The sequence below is a fragment of the Pseudonocardia kongjuensis genome (genome assembly GCF_039526905.1).
Classification (GTDB): Bacteria; Actinomycetota; Actinomycetes; order Mycobacteriales; family Pseudonocardiaceae; genus Pseudonocardia; species Pseudonocardia kongjuensis.
In genome coordinates, this window is the sequence record NZ_BAAAJK010000052.1 from 26,431 (window position 1) to 45,672 (window position 19,242).

Annotated in this window: 15 protein-coding genes; 9 read left to right on the top strand and 6 right to left on the bottom strand. The window is 74.6% G+C overall.

Annotation, left to right across the window (positions count from 1 at the left end; all coding sequences use genetic code 11):
• Together galE and ABD160_RS29390 are read right to left on the bottom strand one after the other, a co-directional pair.
• Complete coding sequence (gene galE, locus ABD160_RS29385; protein WP_344028670.1) at window positions 1-969, bottom strand: UDP-glucose 4-epimerase GalE; 969 nt, start codon at window positions 967-969, stop codon at window positions 1-3.
• 87 nt (window positions 970-1,056) lie between these two features.
• Window positions 1,057-1,773, bottom strand: a complete 717-nt coding sequence (locus ABD160_RS29390; protein ID WP_344028673.1) for an iron-dependent transcriptional repressor DtxR — start codon at window positions 1,771-1,773, stop codon at window positions 1,057-1,059.
• Window positions 1,774-1,866: 93 nt separating this feature from the next.
• On the opposite strand from ABD160_RS29390, the gene ABD160_RS29395 reads away from it, so the two are divergent.
• The 3 genes from ABD160_RS29395 to ABD160_RS29405 are packed head-to-tail and all read left to right on the top strand — an operon-like array spanning window position 1,867 to window position 6,738.
• Entirely contained in the window at window positions 1,867-2,793 is a 927-nt protein-coding gene (locus tag ABD160_RS29395) for a sulfurtransferase (RefSeq protein WP_425563685.1), read from the top strand.
• Between the two features lie 34 nt (window positions 2,794-2,827).
• On the top strand, window positions 2,828-4,000 hold the full coding sequence (locus ABD160_RS29400) for an acetoin utilization protein AcuC (RefSeq protein ID WP_344028679.1): 1,173 nt from the start codon (window positions 2,828-2,830) through the stop codon (window positions 3,998-4,000).
• Between the two features lie 20 nt (window positions 4,001-4,020).
• Complete coding sequence (locus ABD160_RS29405; RefSeq protein ID WP_344028681.1) at window positions 4,021-6,738, top strand: bifunctional acetate--CoA ligase family protein/GNAT family N-acetyltransferase; 2,718 nt, start codon at window positions 4,021-4,023, stop codon at window positions 6,736-6,738.
• 24 nt (window positions 6,739-6,762) lie between these two features.
• Here ABD160_RS29405 and ABD160_RS29410 read toward each other — a convergent pair whose 3' ends face one another.
• Window positions 6,763-8,412, bottom strand: a complete 1,650-nt coding sequence (locus ABD160_RS29410; RefSeq protein WP_344028683.1) for a fumarate hydratase — start codon at window positions 8,410-8,412, stop codon at window positions 6,763-6,765.
• A 124-nt stretch (window positions 8,413-8,536) separates the two neighbouring features.
• Here ABD160_RS29410 and ABD160_RS29415 point away from each other — a divergent pair, with 124 nt between their 5' ends.
• The 3 genes from ABD160_RS29415 (at window position 8,537) to ABD160_RS29425 (ending at window position 12,638) form a co-directional block, all read left to right on the top strand.
• A complete protein-coding gene (locus ABD160_RS29415; RefSeq protein WP_344028686.1) occupies window positions 8,537-10,912 on the top strand; it encodes a xanthine dehydrogenase family protein molybdopterin-binding subunit in 2,376 nt (791 codons plus the stop codon).
• Between the two features lie 110 nt (window positions 10,913-11,022).
• A complete protein-coding gene (locus tag ABD160_RS29420; RefSeq protein WP_344028689.1) occupies window positions 11,023-11,862 on the top strand; it encodes a fumarylacetoacetate hydrolase family protein in 840 nt (279 codons plus the stop codon).
• A complete protein-coding gene (locus ABD160_RS29425) occupies window positions 11,859-12,638 on the top strand; it encodes a maleylpyruvate isomerase family mycothiol-dependent enzyme (protein ID WP_344028692.1) in 780 nt (259 codons plus the stop codon). Before ABD160_RS29420 ends, ABD160_RS29425 begins: the two co-directional genes overlap by 4 nt.
• Before the next feature lie 36 nt (window positions 12,639-12,674).
• Here the strand turns inward: ABD160_RS29425 and ABD160_RS29430 are convergent, their stop codons facing one another.
• Both ABD160_RS29430 and ABD160_RS29435 read right to left on the bottom strand, forming a co-directional pair.
• Complete coding sequence (locus ABD160_RS29430; RefSeq protein WP_344028694.1) at window positions 12,675-13,451, bottom strand: hypothetical protein; 777 nt, start codon at window positions 13,449-13,451, stop codon at window positions 12,675-12,677.
• Between the two features lie 5 nt (window positions 13,452-13,456).
• Complete coding sequence (locus tag ABD160_RS29435) at window positions 13,457-13,624, bottom strand: hypothetical protein (protein WP_344028697.1); 168 nt, start codon at window positions 13,622-13,624, stop codon at window positions 13,457-13,459.
• Between the two features lie 196 nt (window positions 13,625-13,820).
• Between ABD160_RS29435 and ABD160_RS29440 the strand changes: the two genes are divergently transcribed.
• Window positions 13,821-14,984, top strand: coding sequence for a glutamate-cysteine ligase family protein (locus ABD160_RS29440; protein ID WP_344028699.1), 1,164 nt, complete (start codon window positions 13,821-13,823; stop codon window positions 14,982-14,984).
• A gap of 41 nt (window positions 14,985-15,025) precedes the next feature.
• Here the strand turns inward: ABD160_RS29440 and panB are convergent, their stop codons facing one another.
• Window positions 15,026-15,895, bottom strand: a complete 870-nt coding sequence (gene panB / locus ABD160_RS29445; protein WP_344028701.1) for a 3-methyl-2-oxobutanoate hydroxymethyltransferase — start codon at window positions 15,893-15,895, stop codon at window positions 15,026-15,028.
• 182 nt (window positions 15,896-16,077) lie between these two features.
• On the opposite strand from panB, the gene ABD160_RS29450 reads away from it, so the two are divergent.
• Window positions 16,078-17,706 (top strand): alpha/beta hydrolase, encoded by a 1,629-nt coding sequence (locus tag ABD160_RS29450; protein WP_344028704.1) that lies wholly within the window; start codon window positions 16,078-16,080, stop codon window positions 17,704-17,706.
• Between the two features lie 93 nt (window positions 17,707-17,799).
• On the top strand, window positions 17,800-19,143 hold the full coding sequence (gene glnA / locus ABD160_RS29455) for a type I glutamate--ammonia ligase (RefSeq protein ID WP_344028706.1): 1,344 nt from the start codon (window positions 17,800-17,802) through the stop codon (window positions 19,141-19,143).
• Window positions 19,144-19,242 lie beyond the last annotated feature (99 nt).

The following is a 19,242-nucleotide window of genomic DNA, read 5'->3' on the forward strand; positions in this document are numbered from 1 at the left end:
TCAGCGGCTGCGGGCGAACTCCCACGCGTCGGCGACGATCCGCTCGATCTCGGTGCGCGAGGGCTTCCAGCCCAGCTGCTCGGCCGCCCGGTCGCCGGCGGCGACCAGCACCGCCGGGTCACCGGGGCGGCGCGGCGCCACGACCGCCGGGATCGGGTGCCCGGTCACCCGGCGGCAGGTCTCGACGACCTCCAGCACGGAGAACCCGTGCCCGCTGCCCAGGTTGTAGATGTCGTGCCGGCCGGGGGTGGCGTGGTCCAGCGCGAGCAGGTGGGCGTCGGCCAGGTCGTCGACGTGGATGTAGTCGCGCACGCAGGTGCCGTCGGGGGTCGGCCAGTCGTCACCGTAGATCGAGATGGACTCGCGGGTGCCGGCGGCGACCTGCAGGACCAGCGGGATGAGGTGGGTCTCGGTCGCGTGCCGCTCGCCGAGCCGGTGCCCGCCGCCCACGTGCGCCCCGGCGACGTTGAAGTACCGCAGGCTGGTCGCGGCGAGGCCGTGCGCGTGCGCGTACGAGGTCATCATGTGGTCGATGGCGAGCTTGCTCGCGCCGTACGGGTTGGTCGGCCGGGTCGCGGCGGTCTCCGGGATCGGCACCCGGTCCGGCTCGCCGTAGGTGGCCGCGGTCGAGGAGAAGACCAGCCGCGGCACCGCGTGCTCGCGGATCGCCTCCAGCAGCCGGAACGAGGCGACCACGTTGCCGTCCCAGTACCGCTCCGGCTTCTCGACCGACTCACCGACCAGCGACCGTGCGGCGAAGTGCAGCACGCCGTCGAAGGAGCCCCCGGCCAGGACCTCGCCCGCGGTCGCGCCCAGCTCGCCCTCGACGAGGGTCGCTCCGGCGGGCACGGCGTCCCGGTGCCCGGTGGACAGGTCGTCGAGCACGACGACCTCGTGCCCGGCTGCGAGCAGGTGTGCCGCGCACACGCTGCCGACGTACCCCGCCCCACCGGTGACGAGCAGCTTCACTCCGGTCCTCCCACCGTGCCGATCCGACGGTGCGAGCCTCTCACCCCGCCCCCCGGTGCGTCGTCGTGCCCCCGGGGTGCGGGGTGCCTACTGCGCCCGGACGAGGACGGCGTGCGCCACCAGGGGGGCCACGGTGGCCTTCTCGCCCTCGGTGACCACCGGGACGGGATCGCCGAACCGCGGGATGGAGCCGACCTCCACGATGTGCCCCGGCACGATCCCGGCCAGCTTGAGCTCGGCCATCAGCTCCGCGTCGTTCTGGACGTGCTCGGCGATCCGGCGCACCTCGACCCGGCCGCCGCCGCGGCGGGCCAGCTCGTCGAGCCGCTGCAGCCCCACCTCGAGCGCCGGCGGCACCGAGGAGGACGCGGACAGCCCGTCGCCCCGCTCCAGCTCCTCCAGGCCCGGGATCGGGTTGCCGTAGGGCGACACGGTCGGCTTGTCGAGCAGCCGGAGCAGCTTCCGCTCGACGTCCTCGCTCATGACGTGCTCCCAGCGGCACGCCTCGGCGTGGACGAGCTCCCACTCCAGGCCGATCACGTCGATCAGCAGGCGTTCGGCCAGCCGGTGCTTGCGCATGACGGCGACGGCCCGGCTGCGGCCGTCGTCGGTCAGCTCGAGGTGGCGGTCCCCGGCCACGACGACCAGCCCGTCCCGCTCCATCCGGGCGACGGTCTGGCTGACGGTCGGGCCGCTCTGACCGAGGCGTTCGGCGATCCGCGCGCGCAGCGGGACGACGCCTTCCTCCTCGAGTTCGTAGATGGTTCGGAGATACATCTCCGTGGTGTCGATGAGGTCGTTCACGTGGGGCCCCTTCATTCGGTGGCCAGTCTACCCAGGCCGGCGCCCGGGCACGGTGCGCCCGTCCGGGGCAGGATGGGGCGCGTGTCCGGTTCCATGATCGCCCCCGAGGATCTCGCGGATCTGCTCGCCCCCACCGCGGGGGCTGCGGCCGGTCCGCCCGAGACCACCCGCCCCGTGCTGCTCGACGTGCGATGGCGGCTGCTCGGCCCGCCCGGGCGCGGGGACCACGCGGCCCGCCGGATCCCGGGTGCGGTCTTCGTCGACCTCGACACCGAGCTGGCGGCCGGTCCGTCGGCACCCGGGCCCGGCGGGCGGCACCCGCTGCCGGGGCCCGCTGCGCTGCAGGCCGTGCTGCGCGCCGCCGGGATCCGCGACGACGCACCCGGCCAGCTCGTCGTCGCCTACGACGACGTCGACGGCTCGGTCGCCGCGCGCGCCTGGTGGCTGCTGCGCTGGGCGGGCGTCGCACCCGGCCGGATCCGGGTGCTCGACGGCGGGTTCACCGCCTGGGAGGCGATCGGCCTGCCGGTGGCCGGGACCGAAGGCGACGCCCCGGAGCCGGATCCGGCGCCGCCCGGCGACCTGGTCGTCCGGCCGGGCGCGATGCCCGTGGTCGACGCCGACGGCGCGGCCGCGCTGGCCCGCGACGGCGTGCTGCTCGACGCCCGCGCCGCGGCCCGGTTCCGCGGCGAGACCGAGCCGGTGGACCCGCGGGCCGGGCACATCCCGGGCGCCCGCAACACCCCGGCGGCGGCCACCGCCGGGCCGGACGGGCGCTGGCCCGCCGCCGGCGTGCTGGCCGACCGGTTCCGCGCGGCCGGGATGGCGCCGGGGACACCGGCCGGCGCCTACTGCGGCTCGGGCATCAACGCCTGCGCGATCGTGCTCGCGCTGGAGGAGTCCGGGCTCACCACGCCGGACGCGCCGGCCGCGCTCTACCCGGGTTCCTGGTCGGAGTGGAGCTCGGATCCGCAGCGCCCCGCCGCCACCGGCGACCGGCCGTGGGCCGCTCGGGAGTGACCGTGACCCCGCGTCTGGCATACGGTCCCCTCCCATGAGCGCGCGCACGTCGGTCGTGTGGACACCGGAGTTCCTCACCTACCAGCTGTCCGACGACCATCCCCTCAACCCGGTGCGGCTCGAGCTCATGATGGAGCTGTCCCGCGGGCTGGGTGTGCTCGACGGCGTCGAGCTGATCGAGCCGGAGCCGGCGACCGAGGCCGATCTCGACCGGGTGCACACCGCCGGCTACCGGACCGCGGTCCGGTCCGCGCCGGAGGCGCCGTTCGGCGTCGGGCACGGGCTCGGCACCTCCGACAACCCGATCTTCTTCGGGATGCACGAGGCGGCCGCCCTGATCGCGGGCGGCTCGGTGCGCGCCGCCCGGGAGATCGCCGAGGGCCGCGCCGACCGGGCGGTGAACATGGCGGGCGGGCTGCACCACGCGATGCGCGACCGGGCCGCCGGGTTCTGCGTCTACAACGACTGCTCGGTCGCGATCGCCTGGCTGCTGGAGCAGGGCTACGAGCGGATCGCCTACCTCGACGTCGACGTGCACCACGGCGACGGCGTGCAGGCCGCCTTCTACGACGACCCGCGGGTCATGACGATCTCGCTGCACCAGCACCCGCTCACCCTGTGGCCGGGCACCGGCTGGGCGGGCGAGCTGGGCCGCGGCGACGGCGAGGGCTACGCGGTGAACATCGCGCTCCCGCCGGGCACCGGGGACGCCGGCTGGCTGCGCGCCTTCCACGGCGTGGTGCCCTCGCTGCTGGAGCAGTTCCGGCCGCAGGTGCTGGTCACCGAGTGCGGGGCGGACACCCACGCCGAGGACCCGCTGGCGAACCTGGAGATGTCGGTGGACGGCCACCGCGCCGTCTACCACGCGCTGCGCGAGCTGGCCGAGACCACGGCCGGCGGGAAGTGGCTGATCCTCGGCGGCGGCGGCTACGCCCTGTACCGGGTGGTCCCGCGCTCCTGGACGCACCTGATGGCCGTCGCGCTGGACCGCGATCTCGACCCGGACACCTCGATCCCGGCGGACTGGACGGCGAAGGCGTCCACCCACACCCGGGCGCCGCTGCCGGTCTCCATGTCCGACGGCGCGGACCCGTCGTTCGAGCGCTGGGGCGGGTCGTTCGGGGAGCGCGTCGACTCGGCCATCCTGGAGACCCGCCGTGCGCTGTTCCCCCTGCACGGCCTCGAACCCGACGACCCGCGGGACTGAGCGGCGGACAGGACGGACCCATGCCCGACGACGAGCCGCAGCACGAGCACCCCTACCCCTATCCCCGGCAGTGGGAGGCCGACGTCGTCGCCTCCGACGGCGGGATCGTGCATCTGCGCCCGATCACCCCCGACGACGCCGACGCCCTGCTCGCCTTCCACGCCAAGCTGTCCGACCGCACCCGCTACCTGCGCTACTTCGGTCCCTACCCGCGGATCTCGCCGCGCGACCTGGAACGGTTCACCGTCGTCGACCACCGCACCCGGGTCGCGTTCCTGGCGCTGCTCGGCGACGAGATCATCGCGGTCGGCCGGTACGAGGGCCTGACCGCGAGCGGCGGCGCGGCCGTCTCGCAGGGCGCCGGGACCGACGAGCCCGTCACCTCCGCCGAGGTCGCGTTCGTCGTGCGCGACGACCACCAGTCCCGCGGGCTCGGCTCGATCCTGCTCGAGCATCTCGCCGCGGCCGCCCGGGAGAACGGCCTGTCCCGGTTCGAGGCCGAGGTGCTCGTCGAGAACCACGCGATGGTGCGCGTCTTCCGGGAGGCCGGCTACCAGGTCAAGCGGGCCTTCGCGGAGGGCGTGCTGCACCTGGAGTTCGACATCGACCCGACCGAGAAGTCGATCGCGGTCCGCGACTCCCGCGAGCAGGCCGCCGAGGCGCGCAGCGTGGCGAACCTGCTGCACCCCGGCTCGGTCGCGGTGATCGGTGCCTCGGCGGACGAGACCAAGCTCGGCCACACCGTCCTGTCCAACCTGCTGCAGGCCGGGTTCACCGGCCCGGTGTACCCGGTCAACCCGGACGCCCGGTCGGTGCGCGGGGTGCGCGCCTACCCGTCGGTGATCGACATCCCGGACGAGGTCGATCTCGCCGTGGTCGCCGTCCCGGCGGCGAACATCGACGAGGTCATGGACTCCTGCCTGGCCAAGGGCGTCAAGGTGCTGGTGGTGATCAGCTCCGGGTTCGCCGACGCGGGCGACGACGGCGGCACCGTCGCCGAGCGCCGGCTGGTCGCCGAGGCCCGCGCGCACGGCATGCGGGTGGTCGGGCCGAACGCGCTCGGCGTCGCCAACCCGGATCCGGCGGTCCGGCTCAACGCGACGCTGGCCCCGGCGCTGCCCGGCCCGGGCAGCACCGGCTTCTTCTGCCAGTCCGGTGCGCTGGGCACCGCGATCCTGGCGAACGCGCGCAGCCGCGGGCTGGGGCTGTCGTCGTTCGTGTCGGCGGGCAACCGGGCCGACGTCTCCGGCAACGACCTCATGCAGTACTGGCAGACCGACCCGGCGACCGACCAGGTGCTGCTCTACCTGGAGACGTTCGGCAACCCGCGCAAGTTCGCCCGGGTCGCCCGCCGGCTGGCCCGGACGAAGCCGATCGTGGCGGTGAAGTCCGGCCGGCACACCGGGCCGCTGCCGTCGCTGGCCTCGGTCGCCGCGCCGATCGACGAGCCGAGCGTGCAGGCGCTGTTCGAGCAGTCCGGCGTCATCCGGGTGCAGACCCTGCCGCAGCTGTTCGACACCGCGCTGCTGCTGGCCTACCAGCCGCTGCCCGACGGACGGCGGGTGTCCGTCGTCGGCAACTCGACCGCGGTGAACCTGCTCGTCACCGACGGCCTGCTGGACGAGGGGCTGGAACCGGCCGCCGATCCGGTCGACGTCGGCACCCGCGCCTCGCCCGCGGAGTTCGCGGCCGCGGTGCGCTCCGCGCTGGACGGCCCGGGCCGGCCGGACGCGCTGATCGCGGTCTTCGTGCCACCGGTCGCGGTCGAGGGCACCGCGCACGCGCACGCGCTGCGCGACGCCGCGGACGGCGCGGGCGTCCCGGTGCTCGCGGTCTTCCTCGCCGCCGAGGGGATACCGGAGGAGCTGTCCGTGCCGCAGGCCGACGGCACCCCCGGCCGCGGTTCGGTGCCCAGCTACGCGAGCCCGGAGCGGGCGACGTCGGCGCTCGGCCGGGTCACCCGGTACGCCGAGTGGCGCAACACCCCGGTCGGCGAGTTCGTCGTCCCAGAGGGGATCGACACCGAACGGGCCCGGCGGCTGGTCGCCTCCTTCGACCCGGACGCCGAGCACCAGCTGACCGACACCGAGGCCGTCGAGCTGCTCGACTGCTACGGCCTGCGGGTCATCGCCTTCGAGCGGGCCGACGGCGCGGACGCCGCCGTCGCCGCCGCCGAGCGGGTCGGCTACCCGGTGGTGATCAAGGCGACCGCCGACGAGTGGCGGCACCGCGGGGACTTCGTCGGTGTCCGGCTCGATCTCGTCTCGGCCGACGCGGTGCGGGCGGCGCACGCCGAGCTGTCCCGGGTCACCGGGTCGCAGGAGGTGTACGTGCAGCGGATGGCGCCGAAGGGCACGTCCTGCAAGCTGGAGGTCGTCGACGACCCGTCGTTCGGCTCGCTGCTCGCCTTCGGCCTGTCCGGGATGGCCACCGAGCTGCTCGACGACCGCGCCTACCGGGTGCTGCCGGTGTCCACCGAGGACGCGCGGCGGCTGATCCGGGCGCCCCGCGCCGCCCCGCTGCTGACCGGCTACCGCGGCACCGAGCCGGTGGACACCGCGGCGCTGGAGGACGTCGTGCTGCGGGTCGGCCGGCTCACCGAGGACATCCCGCAGATCCGGTCGCTGTCCCTGGACCCGGTGCTGGCCTCCCCGGAGGGTGCCTTCGTCACCGGGGCCAGGGTGACGGTCGGCCGCCCGCCCAGCCGGCGCGACGCCGGCCCCCGCCGCCTGGCCTGAACCGGGCGGCGGGGCCGGCCGCGGTCAGCTGCGGAACGACACCTGCAGGGTGGGGGTGGAGGTGTCGGCGAAGAAGTCGTTGCCCTTGTCGTCCATCACGACGAACGCCGGGAAGTCCTCGACCTCGATCTTCCAGACCGCCTCCATGCCGAGCTCCGGGTACTCGAGCACGTCGACCTTGCGGATGCAGTCCTGGGCCAGCCGGGCGGCCGGGCCGCCGATCGAGCCCAGGTAGAAGCCGCCGTTGGCCGCGCAGGAGTCCACCACCTGCGTGGACCGGTTGCCCTTCGCGAGCATCACCAGCGACCCGCCGGCCTCCTGGAACTGCTTCACGTAGGAGTCCATCCGGCCGGCCGTGGTCGGGCCGAACGAGCCGGACGCGTAGCCCTCCGGGGTCTTCGCCGGGCCCGCGTAGTACACCGCGTGGTCGCGCAGGTACTGCGGCATCGGCTCGCCGGCGTCGAGCCGCTCGGCGATCTTGGCGTGCGCGATGTCGCGGGCGACGACCAGCGGCCCGGTCAGCGACAGCCGGGTCTTCACCGGCAGCTGCGATAGCTGGGCCCGGATCTCGTCCATCGGCCGGTTCAGGTCGATCCGCACGACCTCGTCGGACAGGTCGGCGTCGGTGGCCTCGGGCAGGTACTGCGCCGGGTCGCGCTCCAGCTGCTCCAGGTACACCCCGGACGGGGTGATCTTCGCCTTGGCCTGCCGGTCGGCCGAGCAGGAGACGGCCACCCCGACCGGCAGCGAGGCGCCGTGCCGGGGCAGCCGGATCACCCGCACGTCGTGGCAGAAGTACTTGCCGCCGAACTGGGCGCCGATCCCGAAGTTGCGGGTCAGCTCCAGCACCTGCTGCTCCAGGTCGGTGTCCCGGATCGCGTGCCCGAGCTCGGACCCCTCGGTGGGGAGGTTGTCCAGGTAGCGGGCCGAGGCGAGCTTGGCGACCTTCAGGTTGTACTCGGCCGACATGCCGCCGACGACGATCGCGAGGTGGTACGGCGGGCAGGCCGCGGTGCCCAGCGAGCGCAGCTTCTCGTCGAGGAAGGTGGCGAGCCGCTTCGGGTTCAGCAGCGCCTTGGTCTCCTGGTAGAGGAAGGTCTTGTTGGCCGAGCCGCCGCCCTTGGCCATGACCAGGAACTCGTAGTACGGGTCCAGGCCGGGCTTGGCGTACAGCTCGACCTGGGCCGGGAGGTTGGTCCCGGTGTTCTTCTCGTCCCAGAAGCTCAGCGGCGCCATCTGCGAGTAGCGCAGGTTGAGCTCCTGGTAGGCCTCGAACACGCCGCGCGAGACGGCGGCCTCGTCGTCGCCGCCGGTCAGCACGGTCTCGGTCTTCTTGCCGACCACGATCGCGGTGCCGGTGTCCTGGCACATCGGCAGCACCCCGCCGGCCGAGACGCAGGCGTTGCGCAGCAGGTCGGTGGCGACGAACCGGTCGTTGCCGCTCGCCTCCGGGTCGTCGACGATGGCGCGCAGCTGGCGCAGGTGCGACGGCCGCAGCAGGTGCTGGATGTCGGTGACGGCGGCGCGGACGAGACCGGTGATCGTCTCCGGCGGCACCTCGAGGAAGGTGCGTCCGGCGGCCTCGGTCACGGCGCCCGCGGGCAGGTCGAGCTCGCGGTACTCGGTGTCGTCCGGGCCGAGCGGGAGCACGTCGGTGTGGTGGAACTCGGGCATGGCCGGGACGCTACCGGGCCGGCCCGGTGCGCGACCGCAGGTGGAGACGCACGCGACGACGTGACCCCGGCCGCTGCGCCCGGCTAACCGGACGGCCCTCCGGTTGTCCGGTAGCGTGGGTCACATGCCTGGTTCGATCCTCGGAACATCGGTCCGTCGCGTCGAGGACGCCGACCTGATCACCGGTCGCAGCACCTACGTGGGCAACCTGCGCCGCGAGTCGCTGGCGCACGTCGTCTTCGTCCGGTCGCCGCTGGCGCACGCGCTGGTCACCGGCATCGACACGGCCGCCGCCGCGGCGGCGCCCGGGGTGCTCGCCGTGTACACCGCCGCCGATCTCGACCTGCCCGCGCACCACGGCCTGATGGTGCTGAACCCGCGGACCCCGCGCCCGCCGCTGGCGACCGACCGGGTCCGGTTCGTCGGCGAGGCGGTCGCGCTGGTCGTCGCCGAGAGCCGCGCGGCCGCGGTGGACGCCGCCGAGCTCGTCGAGGTCGACTACGACCCGCTGCCCGCCGTCACCGACCCGGAGGCCGCCCTGGCCGACGGCGCCGAGCTCCAGTTCCCGGAGCTGGGCAGCAACCTCGCGGGCGGTGAGCGCGGTCCCGGGCCGGACCCGCTGGCCGGCGCCGAGATCGTCGTCCGGGCCCGGATGGAGAACCAGCGGGTGGCGGCCGTGCCGCTGGAGGGCAACGCGATCGCCGTCGAACCCGGCGGCCCCGGCGACGAGTTCGCGCTCACCGTGCACGTCTCCACCCAGATGCCGCACGGCTTCCGCGCGCAGATCGCCGGCCTGCTCGGGCTGGAGCCCGGCGACGTCCGGGTGATCGCGCCGCACGTCGGCGGCGGGTTCGGCGCGAAGGCCGGCGTGCTCGCCGAGCACACCGCCACCGTCGTCGCCGCGCGCGCCCTGGGCCGCCCGCTGACCTGGGTGGAGACCCGCTCGGAGAACCTGGTCTCGATGCCGCACGGGCGCGGCCAGGTCGGGTACTACGAGCTGGGCCTGACCCGGGACGGCCGGATGACCGGACTGCGCGCCCGGGTGATCGGCGACGCCGGCGCGTACGCCGGGTTCGGCGGCGCGCTGCCGCTGCGCACCACCTACCTGATGGCGACCGGGGTCTACGACATCCCGGCGCTGCGCTACGACGCGGTCGCCGCGCTGACCAACACCACCCCGATGGGCGCGTTCCGCGGCGCCGGCCGCCCGGAGGCGGCCGCGCACCTGGAGCGGCTGGTCGACGTCGCCGCCGCCGAGCTGGGGATCGACCCGGTGGAGCTGCGCCGGCGCAACCTGCTCGATCCGGCCGCGTTCCCGCACACCACGCCGACCGGCGCGACCTACGACGTCGGCGACTACGACCTGCCGCTGCGCGAGGCGCTGCGGATCGCCGGGTACGACGAGCTGCGCGCCGAGCAGGCCCGCAGGCGGGCGGCCGGGGACCCGGTCCGGCTCGGCATCGGGGTCGCCGCCTACGTCGAGGTGACCGCCGGCGGCGGGGGCGGCGAGTACGGCTCGGTGACCGTGCACGAGGACGGGACGGCCACCGTGTCGGCCGGCACCTCGGCGCACGGCCAGGGGCATGCGACGTCGTTCTCGATGCTGGTCGCCGACCGGCTCGGCATCCCGCTGGAGAACATCCGGTACGTGCAGTCGGACACCGCGCTCGTCCCGCGCGGCGCCGGGACCGGCGGATCGCGCTCGCTGCAGCTGGGCGGCACCGCGGTCGCCGAGGCCGCGCACGAGCTGTACGAGCGGGCCCGCAAGCTCGCCGCCGCGCTGCTGGAGGCCTCCGCCGACGACGTGCTGATCACCGACGACGGCCGGTTCGGCGTCACCGGCGTGCCCGGCGGCCCGACCGTCGGCTGGAGCGAGGTGCACCGGCAGGCCGCGCAGGCCGGGGAGGAGCTGCACGTCGGGTTGGACTCCCAGCAGGACGGGGCGACGTTCCCGTTCGGCGCGCACGTGTCGGTGGTCGAGGTCGACACCGGCACCGGGCGGGTCACCCCGCTGCGGCACGTCGCCGTCGACGACTGCGGGCGGATCCTCAATCCGCTGCTCGTCGAGGGCCAGCAGCACGGCGGCCTGGCCCAGGGCATCGCGCAGGCGCTGCACGAGCAGGTGCTGTTCGACGACGAGGGCCAGCCGCTGACCTCCAGCCTGGCCGCCTACACGATCCCGACCGCGGCCGACATGCTCTCCTTCGAGGTGGCCACCACCGAGACGCCGACCCCGCTGAACTCGCTGGGCGCCAAGGGGATCGGCGAGTCCGCGACGATCGGGTCGACGCCGGCCGTGCAGAACGCGGTGGTGGACGCGCTGGCCGATCTCGGCGTGCGGCACGTCGACCTGCCGTGCACCCCGGAGCGGGTGTGGCGGGCCGTCACGGCCGCCCGGCAGGGCGCCCCGCAGGACGCCTGGCGGGAGCCGCCCGCGGTGTTCGACGGGCTCCCGGTGCGCGGCGGCGAGGCCGCCGACGACGAGGCCGGCGCCATCTGAGCCGGACGGCGACCCCACCCCTGGGGTGGGGCCGCCGGAGCCGGTGCCGCAGACTCTCAGCCGGACGCAGGCGATACCGCCGACGGACTCACTGGAGGGACGCGCACACGATGAGGCTGGCGACGATCCGGACCGCGACCGGGCACCGGGCGGTGCGTGTCGACGGCGACACCGCCGTCGAGACCGGGGAGGCCGACGTCCGTGCGCTGCTGGAGCGCCCGGACTGGTTCGAGCACGCCACCGGCGCCGACGGCCCGGTGCACGACGCCGCGAACCTGGATCACGCGCCGCTCGTCCCGAGCCCCGAGAAGATCATCTGTGTCGGGCTGAACTACCGCGACCACGTGCTGGAGATGGGCAACGAGCTGCCCGAGTACCCGACGATCTTCGGCAAGTTCGCGCCCGCGCTGATCGGCGCCCGGGACGAGATCGAGCTGCCCGCCGAGTCCGACCGGGTCGACTACGAGGCCGAGCTGACCGTCGTCATCGGGCGGTCGGTCCGGCACGCCGACGCCGAGGCCGCCCGGGCCGCGATCGCCGGCTACACCGTGCTCAACGACGTCAGCATGCGCGACTACCAGCGGCGCACCAAGCAGTTCCTGCAGGGCAAGACCTGGGAGCACTCCACCCCGCTGGGCCCCGAGCTGGTCACCCCGGACGAGCTGCCCGCCGACCCGGCGGACGGCGGCGCGCTGCGCATCCGGTCCGAGCTGGCCGGCGAGATCATGCAGGACTCGACCACCGACCAGCTGGTGTTCGGCGTCGTCGACCTGGTCGTGTACCTGTCGACGATCCTGACCCTGAACCCCGGCGACGTCATCGCCACCGGGACCCCGGGCGGTGTCGGCGACGCCCGCACGCCGCCGCGCTACCTGACCGACGGCTGCGAGATCGTCACCGCGGTGGACGGGGTCGGCGAGTGCCGCAACGTCTGCCGGTCCGTGCGGTGAGTGGGGACCCTCCCGCCGCACGACCCACCGTCCCGCCGCCGCTGGCCGACTCGCTGGCCTGGGCCGGTGACGGCCAGGCCCACCTGCGGGGCCTGATGACCCGGATGGGCGGCGACGCGCTCACCGCGCCGTCGCTGCTCGCCGGCTGGACGCGGGCGCACGTGCTCACCCACGTCGCCCGCAACGCCGACGCGATGCGCAACCTGCTGACCTGGGCCCGGACCGGGATCGAGACGCCCGCCTACCGCAGCGCGGCGGCCCGCGACGCCGACATCGAGGCCGGTGCCGCGCGCTCCGCCGACGAGATCCGGGCCGACGTCGTCGCCTCCTCCGACCGGCTGGCCGACGCCGTCCGGGCGATGCCGGCCCGGGCCTGGTCGGCCCGGGTCCGGACCGCGCAGGGCGCCGGGATCCCGGTCACCGCGGTGCCCTGGCTGCGCGCCAGGGAGGTCTGGATCCACGCCGTCGATCTCGACGTCGGGGCGTCGTTCAAGGACCTGCCGATCCCGATGCGGCGGGTGCTGGTCGCCGACGTCGTCGGGCACCTGGAGCGCAGGCCCGGCTGCCCGCACGTCCGGCTGGAGGAGTCGCGCACCGGGCAGGTGCTGGAGTTCGGGCCAGGCCCGGCCGGGACCGACGGCTCGGCCCCGGCGGACCTGGGGACGGTGCGCGGCCGCGCACCGGACCTGATCGCCTGGCTGCTCGGCAGGCCGTTCGGCAAGGGTTTGCGGGACGCCGCGGGCAACCTGCCGGGGCCGCTGCCGTCCTGGCTCTGACGACCCCGAGCCCGACCCGGCCCGATCCGGTCCGGCTCAGTCCCGCCCCTCCAGCTCGTCGAGCCGTGCGGTGGCCCGGCCGAGCTGGCGGGCCATCTCGTCGAGCCGGGCCTGCAGCAGTGCCATCTCCGCGGTGAGCACCGCGACCGCCCCGGCCGTCGCGACCGCGTCGCCCTCGATCTCGTCCCGGCCGCCGAACGCCGAGTCGTCGAGCAGCCGATCCGGATCGGCGCCGGCGGCGCGGGCGCCGATCGGGGTGAGCGGGCCGGCCGGGACGTCGTCGGGCAGCAGTTCGATCCCGGCCAGCCGGGCGAACCGGTCCGGGGTGAGCACCGGCCGGGCGCCCGCGCAGCGGGCACAGACCGGTTCGAGCCGGCGCCAGCCCCGCTGCCCGGCGCCGGTGTCGGCGAGCGCGGACACCGGCACGCCGCACCGGCAGGGCCGCATCCGGACCGACCGGACCCGCTGCCGGGAGTAGCGCAGGCCCAGCTCGTAGCGGCGGAACCGGCCGGACACCGCGACCTCCAGCAGCACCGAGCCCTGGTGCTCCGGCGCGCAGGCCAGCTCCCGGGCGTCGGAGTCGGAGTGGAAGCAGTAGAAGCCGCAGTCGCACCAGCGGGACGGGCAGGCGTGCCGGCAGCCGTGCGCGCACACCGCGTCGTCGACGGTGCGGTAGACGTGCGCCCGGCCGAGGGTGACGCCGCTGAAGCCGGCCATCGTGCCGTCCGCGGACAGCATCGGGAAGGCCAGCTTGTGCCCGTCCAGCGGGCCGGTCGGGTGTTCCCGCGGCAGTCGACGGAACGGAGCGCGCACGTCGATCAGTCCTCGCGGGACCCCGAGCGCGCCGGGTGCTCGTGATCGGCCGGTGCCCAGTCCGCGAACTCGGGGTCGGTGGCGGTGGGCCGGGGGCCCTCCTGCGCCGCGGCGACCCGGTCGGCCTCGTGGTCCACGGCGAATCCCTCGGAGATCTTGCGGCCCAGCCTCATGACGCCTCCCGTGATCCGGGGTTCCCGGGCGGACCTGGTGTGGCCGCCGTCACCAGGCTGACCGCTCGGCGCGATGTTGTCCAGGGCGGAACGGGTGAGCACGTCCGGTTCGGATCACATCCGGACGGACCATCGGCGCCGGTAGGCTCGTCCAGCGCTCACTCAGGGCTCATGAGCGGCGAACCGGGGGTGATCGGTGCGGGGACCGGCGCGATACGGCATCGAGCACGAGCTCGCCCTGCTGCGGGCGGACGGCTCGCTCGCCGACTTCACGACGCTGACCCACGCCGAGGTCGCCGCCGTCGTCGACGAGCTGCCCGATCTCCCGGACGGCCAGGCCGACCTGCGGATCGGGGACGCCGGGATCCGGCGCAAGCGGTGGTACGCCGAGGGCTACGAGCGGCTCGACGAGCACGGCGGGCTGTGGCGGTTCGATCCGAAGGGCATCGAGATCCGCACCGTCGTGCACGACTCGGTGGACGCCGCCGAGTCCGCGCTGTGCGCCGACGCGCGGCTGCTCGCCGAGGTCGCCGGCCGGCACGGGCTGCGCCCGGTCGCGCTCGGCTTCCATCCCGGCCGTTCGGCCTACCACCTGGACCCGCCGGCCAACGCGCACGAGCGCGAGCTGATGGCGTCCTCGCCCGAGGAGCGGACCGCCCACCTGCACATGGTCACCTGGGGGCCGGACCTGAACCTGTCGTTCCCGGAGGCCGGGACCGACCCGGCGATGCTGGCCGACGCCGCCGCCAAGCTCACCTACTACAGCCCCTACCTGGTGCCGTGGTCGTTCTCGTCGCCGTTCCGGGAGGGGCGGCCGTGGGGCGGCGAGTCGGCGCGGACGTCCCGGCGGACCGGGCCGCGCCCGGCCGCGCTGGCCTACCTGGAGCCGGGCGCGGCGCTCCCGCCGACCGACCCGAGCCTGACCCGGCACGCCGGCATCCCGGGCGAGATCGGCCGGATCGAGTTCAAGGCGTTCGACGCGATCGCGGCGGTGCCGGGGGAGGAGCCGGCCGAGGGCGGCCGGGGCGGGCTGCCCGGCGCGCTGCTCAGCCTGCTCACCGGGGTGCTGCGCGACGACACCCTGACCGGCCGCCGGCGCACCCCGGACGCGGCCGCGCACCGCCGGGCCGCGCTGCGCGGCTGGTCGGACCCGGCGGTCCGCAGCGGCTCGCAGGCGGTGCTCGACGCCGCGGCGGCCGCGCTGCGCGGCGAGCCCGGCCACGGCGAGCGGCTGGCGCTGCTGCGGGCGCTGCTGGAGCGCCGGGAGAACCCGGCCGTCCGGATGCTCGCCCGGCACCGCGCCGGCGGCGGGATCCCCGGTATCCCGGGGATCCCTGCCGCCGCGCCGCGTCCCCGGTGACCCCGGCGGAGCCGGGACCGGACCGGCGGCGTCAGTGGTCGTCAGTGGTAGCTGTGCTCCTCGGCCGGGTACTCGCCGTCGCGCACCTCGGCGGCGAACGCGGCGGCCGCGTCGTGCAGCACCCCGCCGACGTCGGCGTAGCGGCGCACGAACCGCGGCACCCGCCCGCGGTTCATCCCGGCCATGTCCGACCAGACGAGCACCTGGGCGTCGCACTCCGGGCCGGCACCGATCCCGACGGTCGGGATCCGCAGCTCGGCGGTGACCCGCTTCGCGACGTCGGCGGGCACCATCTCCAGCACCACGGCGAACGCGCCGGCCTCCTGCAGCGCCAGCGCGTCCTCGACGAGCCGGTCCGCGCCGTCGCCGCGGCCCTGGATCCGGAACCCGCCCAGCGCGTGCTCGCTCTGCGGGGTGAAGCCCAGGTGCGCCATCACCGGGACGCCGGACGCGGTCAGCGCCTCGACCTGCGGTGCGAACCGGGCGCCGCCCTCCAGCTTCACCGCGTGCGCACCGGCCTCCTTCATGAACCGGAACGCGGTCTCCTGGGCCTGGGCGGGGGAGACCTGGTAGCTGCCGAACGGCAGGTCCGCCACCACCAGCGCGCTGCGCGCCCCGCGCACCACGGCGCGGGTCAGCGGGAGCAGCTCGTCCACCGTGACCGGGATGGTGTTGTCGTGGCCGAACACGTTGTTGCCCGCCGAGTCGCCGACCAGCAGCACCGGGATGCCGGCGTCGTCGAAGATCTCCGCGGTGTAGACGTCGTAGGCGGTGAGCATCGGCCAGCGCCTGCCCTCCTGCTTCCACTGCAGCAGGTGGTGCACGCGGGTCCGCCTCGGCGGTGCCGCGGGGGCCCGGTAGGGCGCGGTGACCTCGCCGTGGTCCTGTGTGCCCAGGTCCTGTGCGCTCATCGGTGAGCTCCTTCCGTCCTCGAGGCCCGCGCTGGTCACGGGTCCCCGGGTTCGCCGTCGATGGCCATTCCAGGGTGGCAGCGGGGACGCCGCGGTGGGCGGCGGTGTGGGAACGCTCACCGGCCGGTGCCGCGTCCGGAACCGTCGGGGGTCGATGGCATGCTCCGGACATGCTCCCCCGAATGCTGCGTCCCCGGGTCGGCGGACCCGCGTCACCATCGCGTCCCGGGGCCCTGCCGGTGCGGCGCCGCGGGCGGGCGGCCGGCATCGGGGCCCTCGGGGCGGCGGTCCTGGTGCTGGTCGGTGCCTGTTCGGACGCCGGGACCGGTACCGACGAGGCGCAGGCGCCCGCCGAGCCGGGGCTGGAGCAGTTCTACGGCCAGGAGCTGACCTGGGGCCCGTGCGCCGACTACGCGCCCACCACCGAGGACCAGCCGGCCTACGCCGATCCGGAGCTCGACTGCACCCGGGTCACCGTCCCGCAGGACTACGCCGAGCCCGGCGGCGAGACGATGCAGATCGCGCTGCTGCGCAAGAAGGCCACCGGCGACCGGATCGGCTCGCTGTTCACCGACCCGGGCGGGCCGGGCGCGTCGGGCACCTCGTTCATGGCGGGCCAGGCGTCGAGCTGGGCGGCGAACGGGCTGGGCGACCGGTTCGACCTGATCGGGTTCGACCCGCGCGGCACCGGCGCCAGCGTGCCGCTCATCGAGTGCCTGACCGACCAGGAGAACGACGAGGACCGGGCGAAGGTCTTCGCCGATCCCTCGCCGGAGGGCGTTGCCGCCGCCGAGGCGCACAGCAGGCAGTTCGCCGAGCGGTGCACCGAGCGCACCGGCGCCGACGTGCTGGCCAACGTCGGCACCCGGGACGTCGCGAAGGACATGGACATCCTGCGCGCCGTGGTCGGCGACGAGCAGCTGACCTACGCCGGGTTCTCCTACGGCACCGAGCTGGGCACCGCGTACGCCGAGGCGTTCCCGCAGAACGTGCGGGCGCTGCTGCTCGACGGCGCGGTCGACCCGACGCAGACCACGATCGAGTCCACGGTCAAGCAGAACGCCGGGTTCCAGCTCGCCTTCGACAACTTCGCCAAGGACTGCACCACCCGGGAGAACTGCCCGCTCGGCACCGACCCGGCGCAGGCCACGGCCGCGTTCCAGGCGATCATGCAGCCGCTGATCGACGAACCGGTCCCGGCGGGCGACGGCCGGATGCTGAGCTTCAACGACGCGCAGACCGGGGTCAGCCAGGCGCTCTACGTCTCCCAGCTGTGGCCCGCCCTGCAGCAGGGCATCTCCCAGGTGGCGAACGGCAACGGCGACTTCCTCATGCAGCTCGCCGACCTCTACCACCGGCGCGACGCGCAGGGCGAGTACTCCAACATGCTGCAGGCGTTCCAGGCGATCACCTGCGTGAACCAGCCGGCGCTGACCGAGCCCGCCGAGGCGCTCGAGCTCGCCACCCAGGCCGACGAGGCGGCGCCGTTCCGGTCCACCGGGCGCGGGCCGGTCGGCGCGCGGGACGCCTGCGCGTTCTGGCCGGCGCCGCCGACCAGCGAGCCGCACACGCCACAGGTCGACGGGCTCCCGCCGGTCGTCGTGGTGTCGGTCACCGGTGACCCGGCCACGCCGTACCAGGCCGGGGTCGATCTGGCCGGCCAGCTCGGCGGCAGCCTGATCTCGGTCAACGGCGAGCAGCACACCGCGTCCCTGCAGGGAGACCCGTGCGTGGACCGGCTCGCGATCGACTACCTGGTGAACCTGACCGTGCCGGAGGAGGGCGCCGAGTGCACCCTGATGCCGTCGTGACGCCGGGACCCGGCCGGGTGGTGGGCGCCCCGCTCGGGGCACCCGCACACCCCGGTAACTTCCGCGTAACACGGACTTCCTAGGCTCCGCCGCATGGACCGCCAGCAGGAGTTCGTTCTCCGCACGCTCGAGGAGCGCGACATCCGATTCGTCCGTCTGTGGTTCACGGACGTGCTCGGCTACCTCAAGTCGGTGGCCATCGCCCCGGCCGAGCTGGAGGGGGCCTTCGCCGAGGGGATCGGTTTCGACGGTTCCGCGATCGAGGGCTTCGCCCGGGTCTACGAGTCGGACATGGTCGCGAAGCCGGACCCGTCGACGTTCCAGGTGCTGCCCTGGGAGACCGCCTCCGGCGAGCACTACTCGGCGCGGATGTTCTGCGACATCGCGATGCCGGACGGCTCGCCGTCCTGGGCGGACCCGCGGCACGTGCTGACCCGCGCGCTGAACAAGGCCGGCGAGGCCGGGTTCACCTGCTACGTGCACCCGGAGATCGAGTTCTACCTGCTGCGCGACCTGCCCGACGACGGCACCCGCCCGGTCCCCGCCGACTCCGGCGGCTACTTCGACCAGGCCAGCCACGACGTCGCGCCGCACTTCCGGCGCAACACCATCGAGACGCTGGAGTCGATGGGCATCTCGGTCGAGTTCAGCCACCACGAGGGCGGGCCCGGCCAGCAGGAGATCGACCTGCGCTACGCCGACGCGCTGACCATGGCCGACAACCTCATGACGTTCCGCTACGTCGTGAAGGAGGTCGCGCTGACCCAGGGGGTGCGGGCGTCGTTCATGCCCAAGCCGTTCTCCGAGCACCCCGGCTCGGCGATGCACACCCACTTCTCGCTGTTCGAGGGCGACCACAACGCCTTCCACGACCCGGACGACCCGTACGAGCTGTCCGCGACCGGCAAGGCGTTCGTCGCGGGCGTGCTCAAGCATGCCCGGGAGATCACCGCCGTCACCAACCAGTGGGTCAACTCCTACAAGCGGCTGATCACCGGCGGCGAGGCGCCGACCGCGGTCTCCTGGGGGCACGCGAACCGCTCCGCGCTGGTCCGGGTGCCGATGTACTCGCCGGGCAAGTCGTCGTCGCGCCGGATCGAGGTCCGCACGCTGGACTCGGCGTGCAACCCGTACCTGGCCTACGCGGTCATCCTGGGCGCCGGGCTGACCGGCATCCAGAAGGGCTACGAGCTGCCGCCGGCCACCGAGGACGACGTCTGGGCGCTCACCGACACCGAGCGCAAGGCGCTGGGCTACGAGCTGCTGCCGCAGAACCTGACCGAGGCGCTGGACGTCATGGAGCGCTCCGAGCTGGTCGCCGAGTACCTCGGCGAGCACGTGTTCGACTTCTTCCTGCGCAACAAGCGCGCCGAGTGGGACGCCTACCGGCGGAACGTGACGCCGCACGAGCTCGCCACGTACCTCCCGGTGCTGTAGCGGGATCCCACTCCGGGATCGTGCCGCGGCCCGGTCCCGCAGGGGATCACCAGGGCCGGCGAGCGAAGGCGGTCGGTGAGACGGGCAGTGGGAGCAGGC

Excerpts from the sequence above, each read along its gene's own strand:
- ABD160_RS29395 (WP_425563685.1), top strand. The coding sequence starts at position 1,867 with ATGATCGCCCCCGAGGATCTCGCGGATCTGCTCGCCCCCACCGCGGGG.
- ABD160_RS29400 (WP_344028679.1), top strand. The coding sequence starts at position 2,828 with ATGAGCGCGCGCACGTCGGTCGTGTGGACACCGGAGTTCCTCACCTAC.
- ABD160_RS29405 (WP_344028681.1), top strand. The coding sequence starts at position 4,021 with ATGCCCGACGACGAGCCGCAGCACGAGCACCCCTACCCCTATCCCCGG.
- ABD160_RS29410 (WP_344028683.1), bottom strand. The coding sequence starts at position 8,412 with ATGCCCGAGTTCCACCACACCGACGTGCTCCCGCTCGGCCCGGACGAC.
- ABD160_RS29415 (WP_344028686.1), top strand. The coding sequence starts at position 8,537 with ATGCCTGGTTCGATCCTCGGAACATCGGTCCGTCGCGTCGAGGACGCC.
- ABD160_RS29420 (WP_344028689.1), top strand. The coding sequence starts at position 11,023 with ATGAGGCTGGCGACGATCCGGACCGCGACCGGGCACCGGGCGGTGCGT.
- ABD160_RS29435 (WP_344028697.1), bottom strand. The coding sequence starts at position 13,624 with ATGAGGCTGGGCCGCAAGATCTCCGAGGGATTCGCCGTGGACCACGAG.
- panB (WP_344028701.1), bottom strand. The coding sequence starts at position 15,895 with ATGAGCGCACAGGACCTGGGCACACAGGACCACGGCGAGGTCACCGCG.
- ABD160_RS29450 (WP_344028704.1), top strand. The coding sequence starts at position 16,078 with ATGCTGCGTCCCCGGGTCGGCGGACCCGCGTCACCATCGCGTCCCGGG.
- glnA (WP_344028706.1), top strand. The coding sequence starts at position 17,800 with ATGGACCGCCAGCAGGAGTTCGTTCTCCGCACGCTCGAGGAGCGCGAC.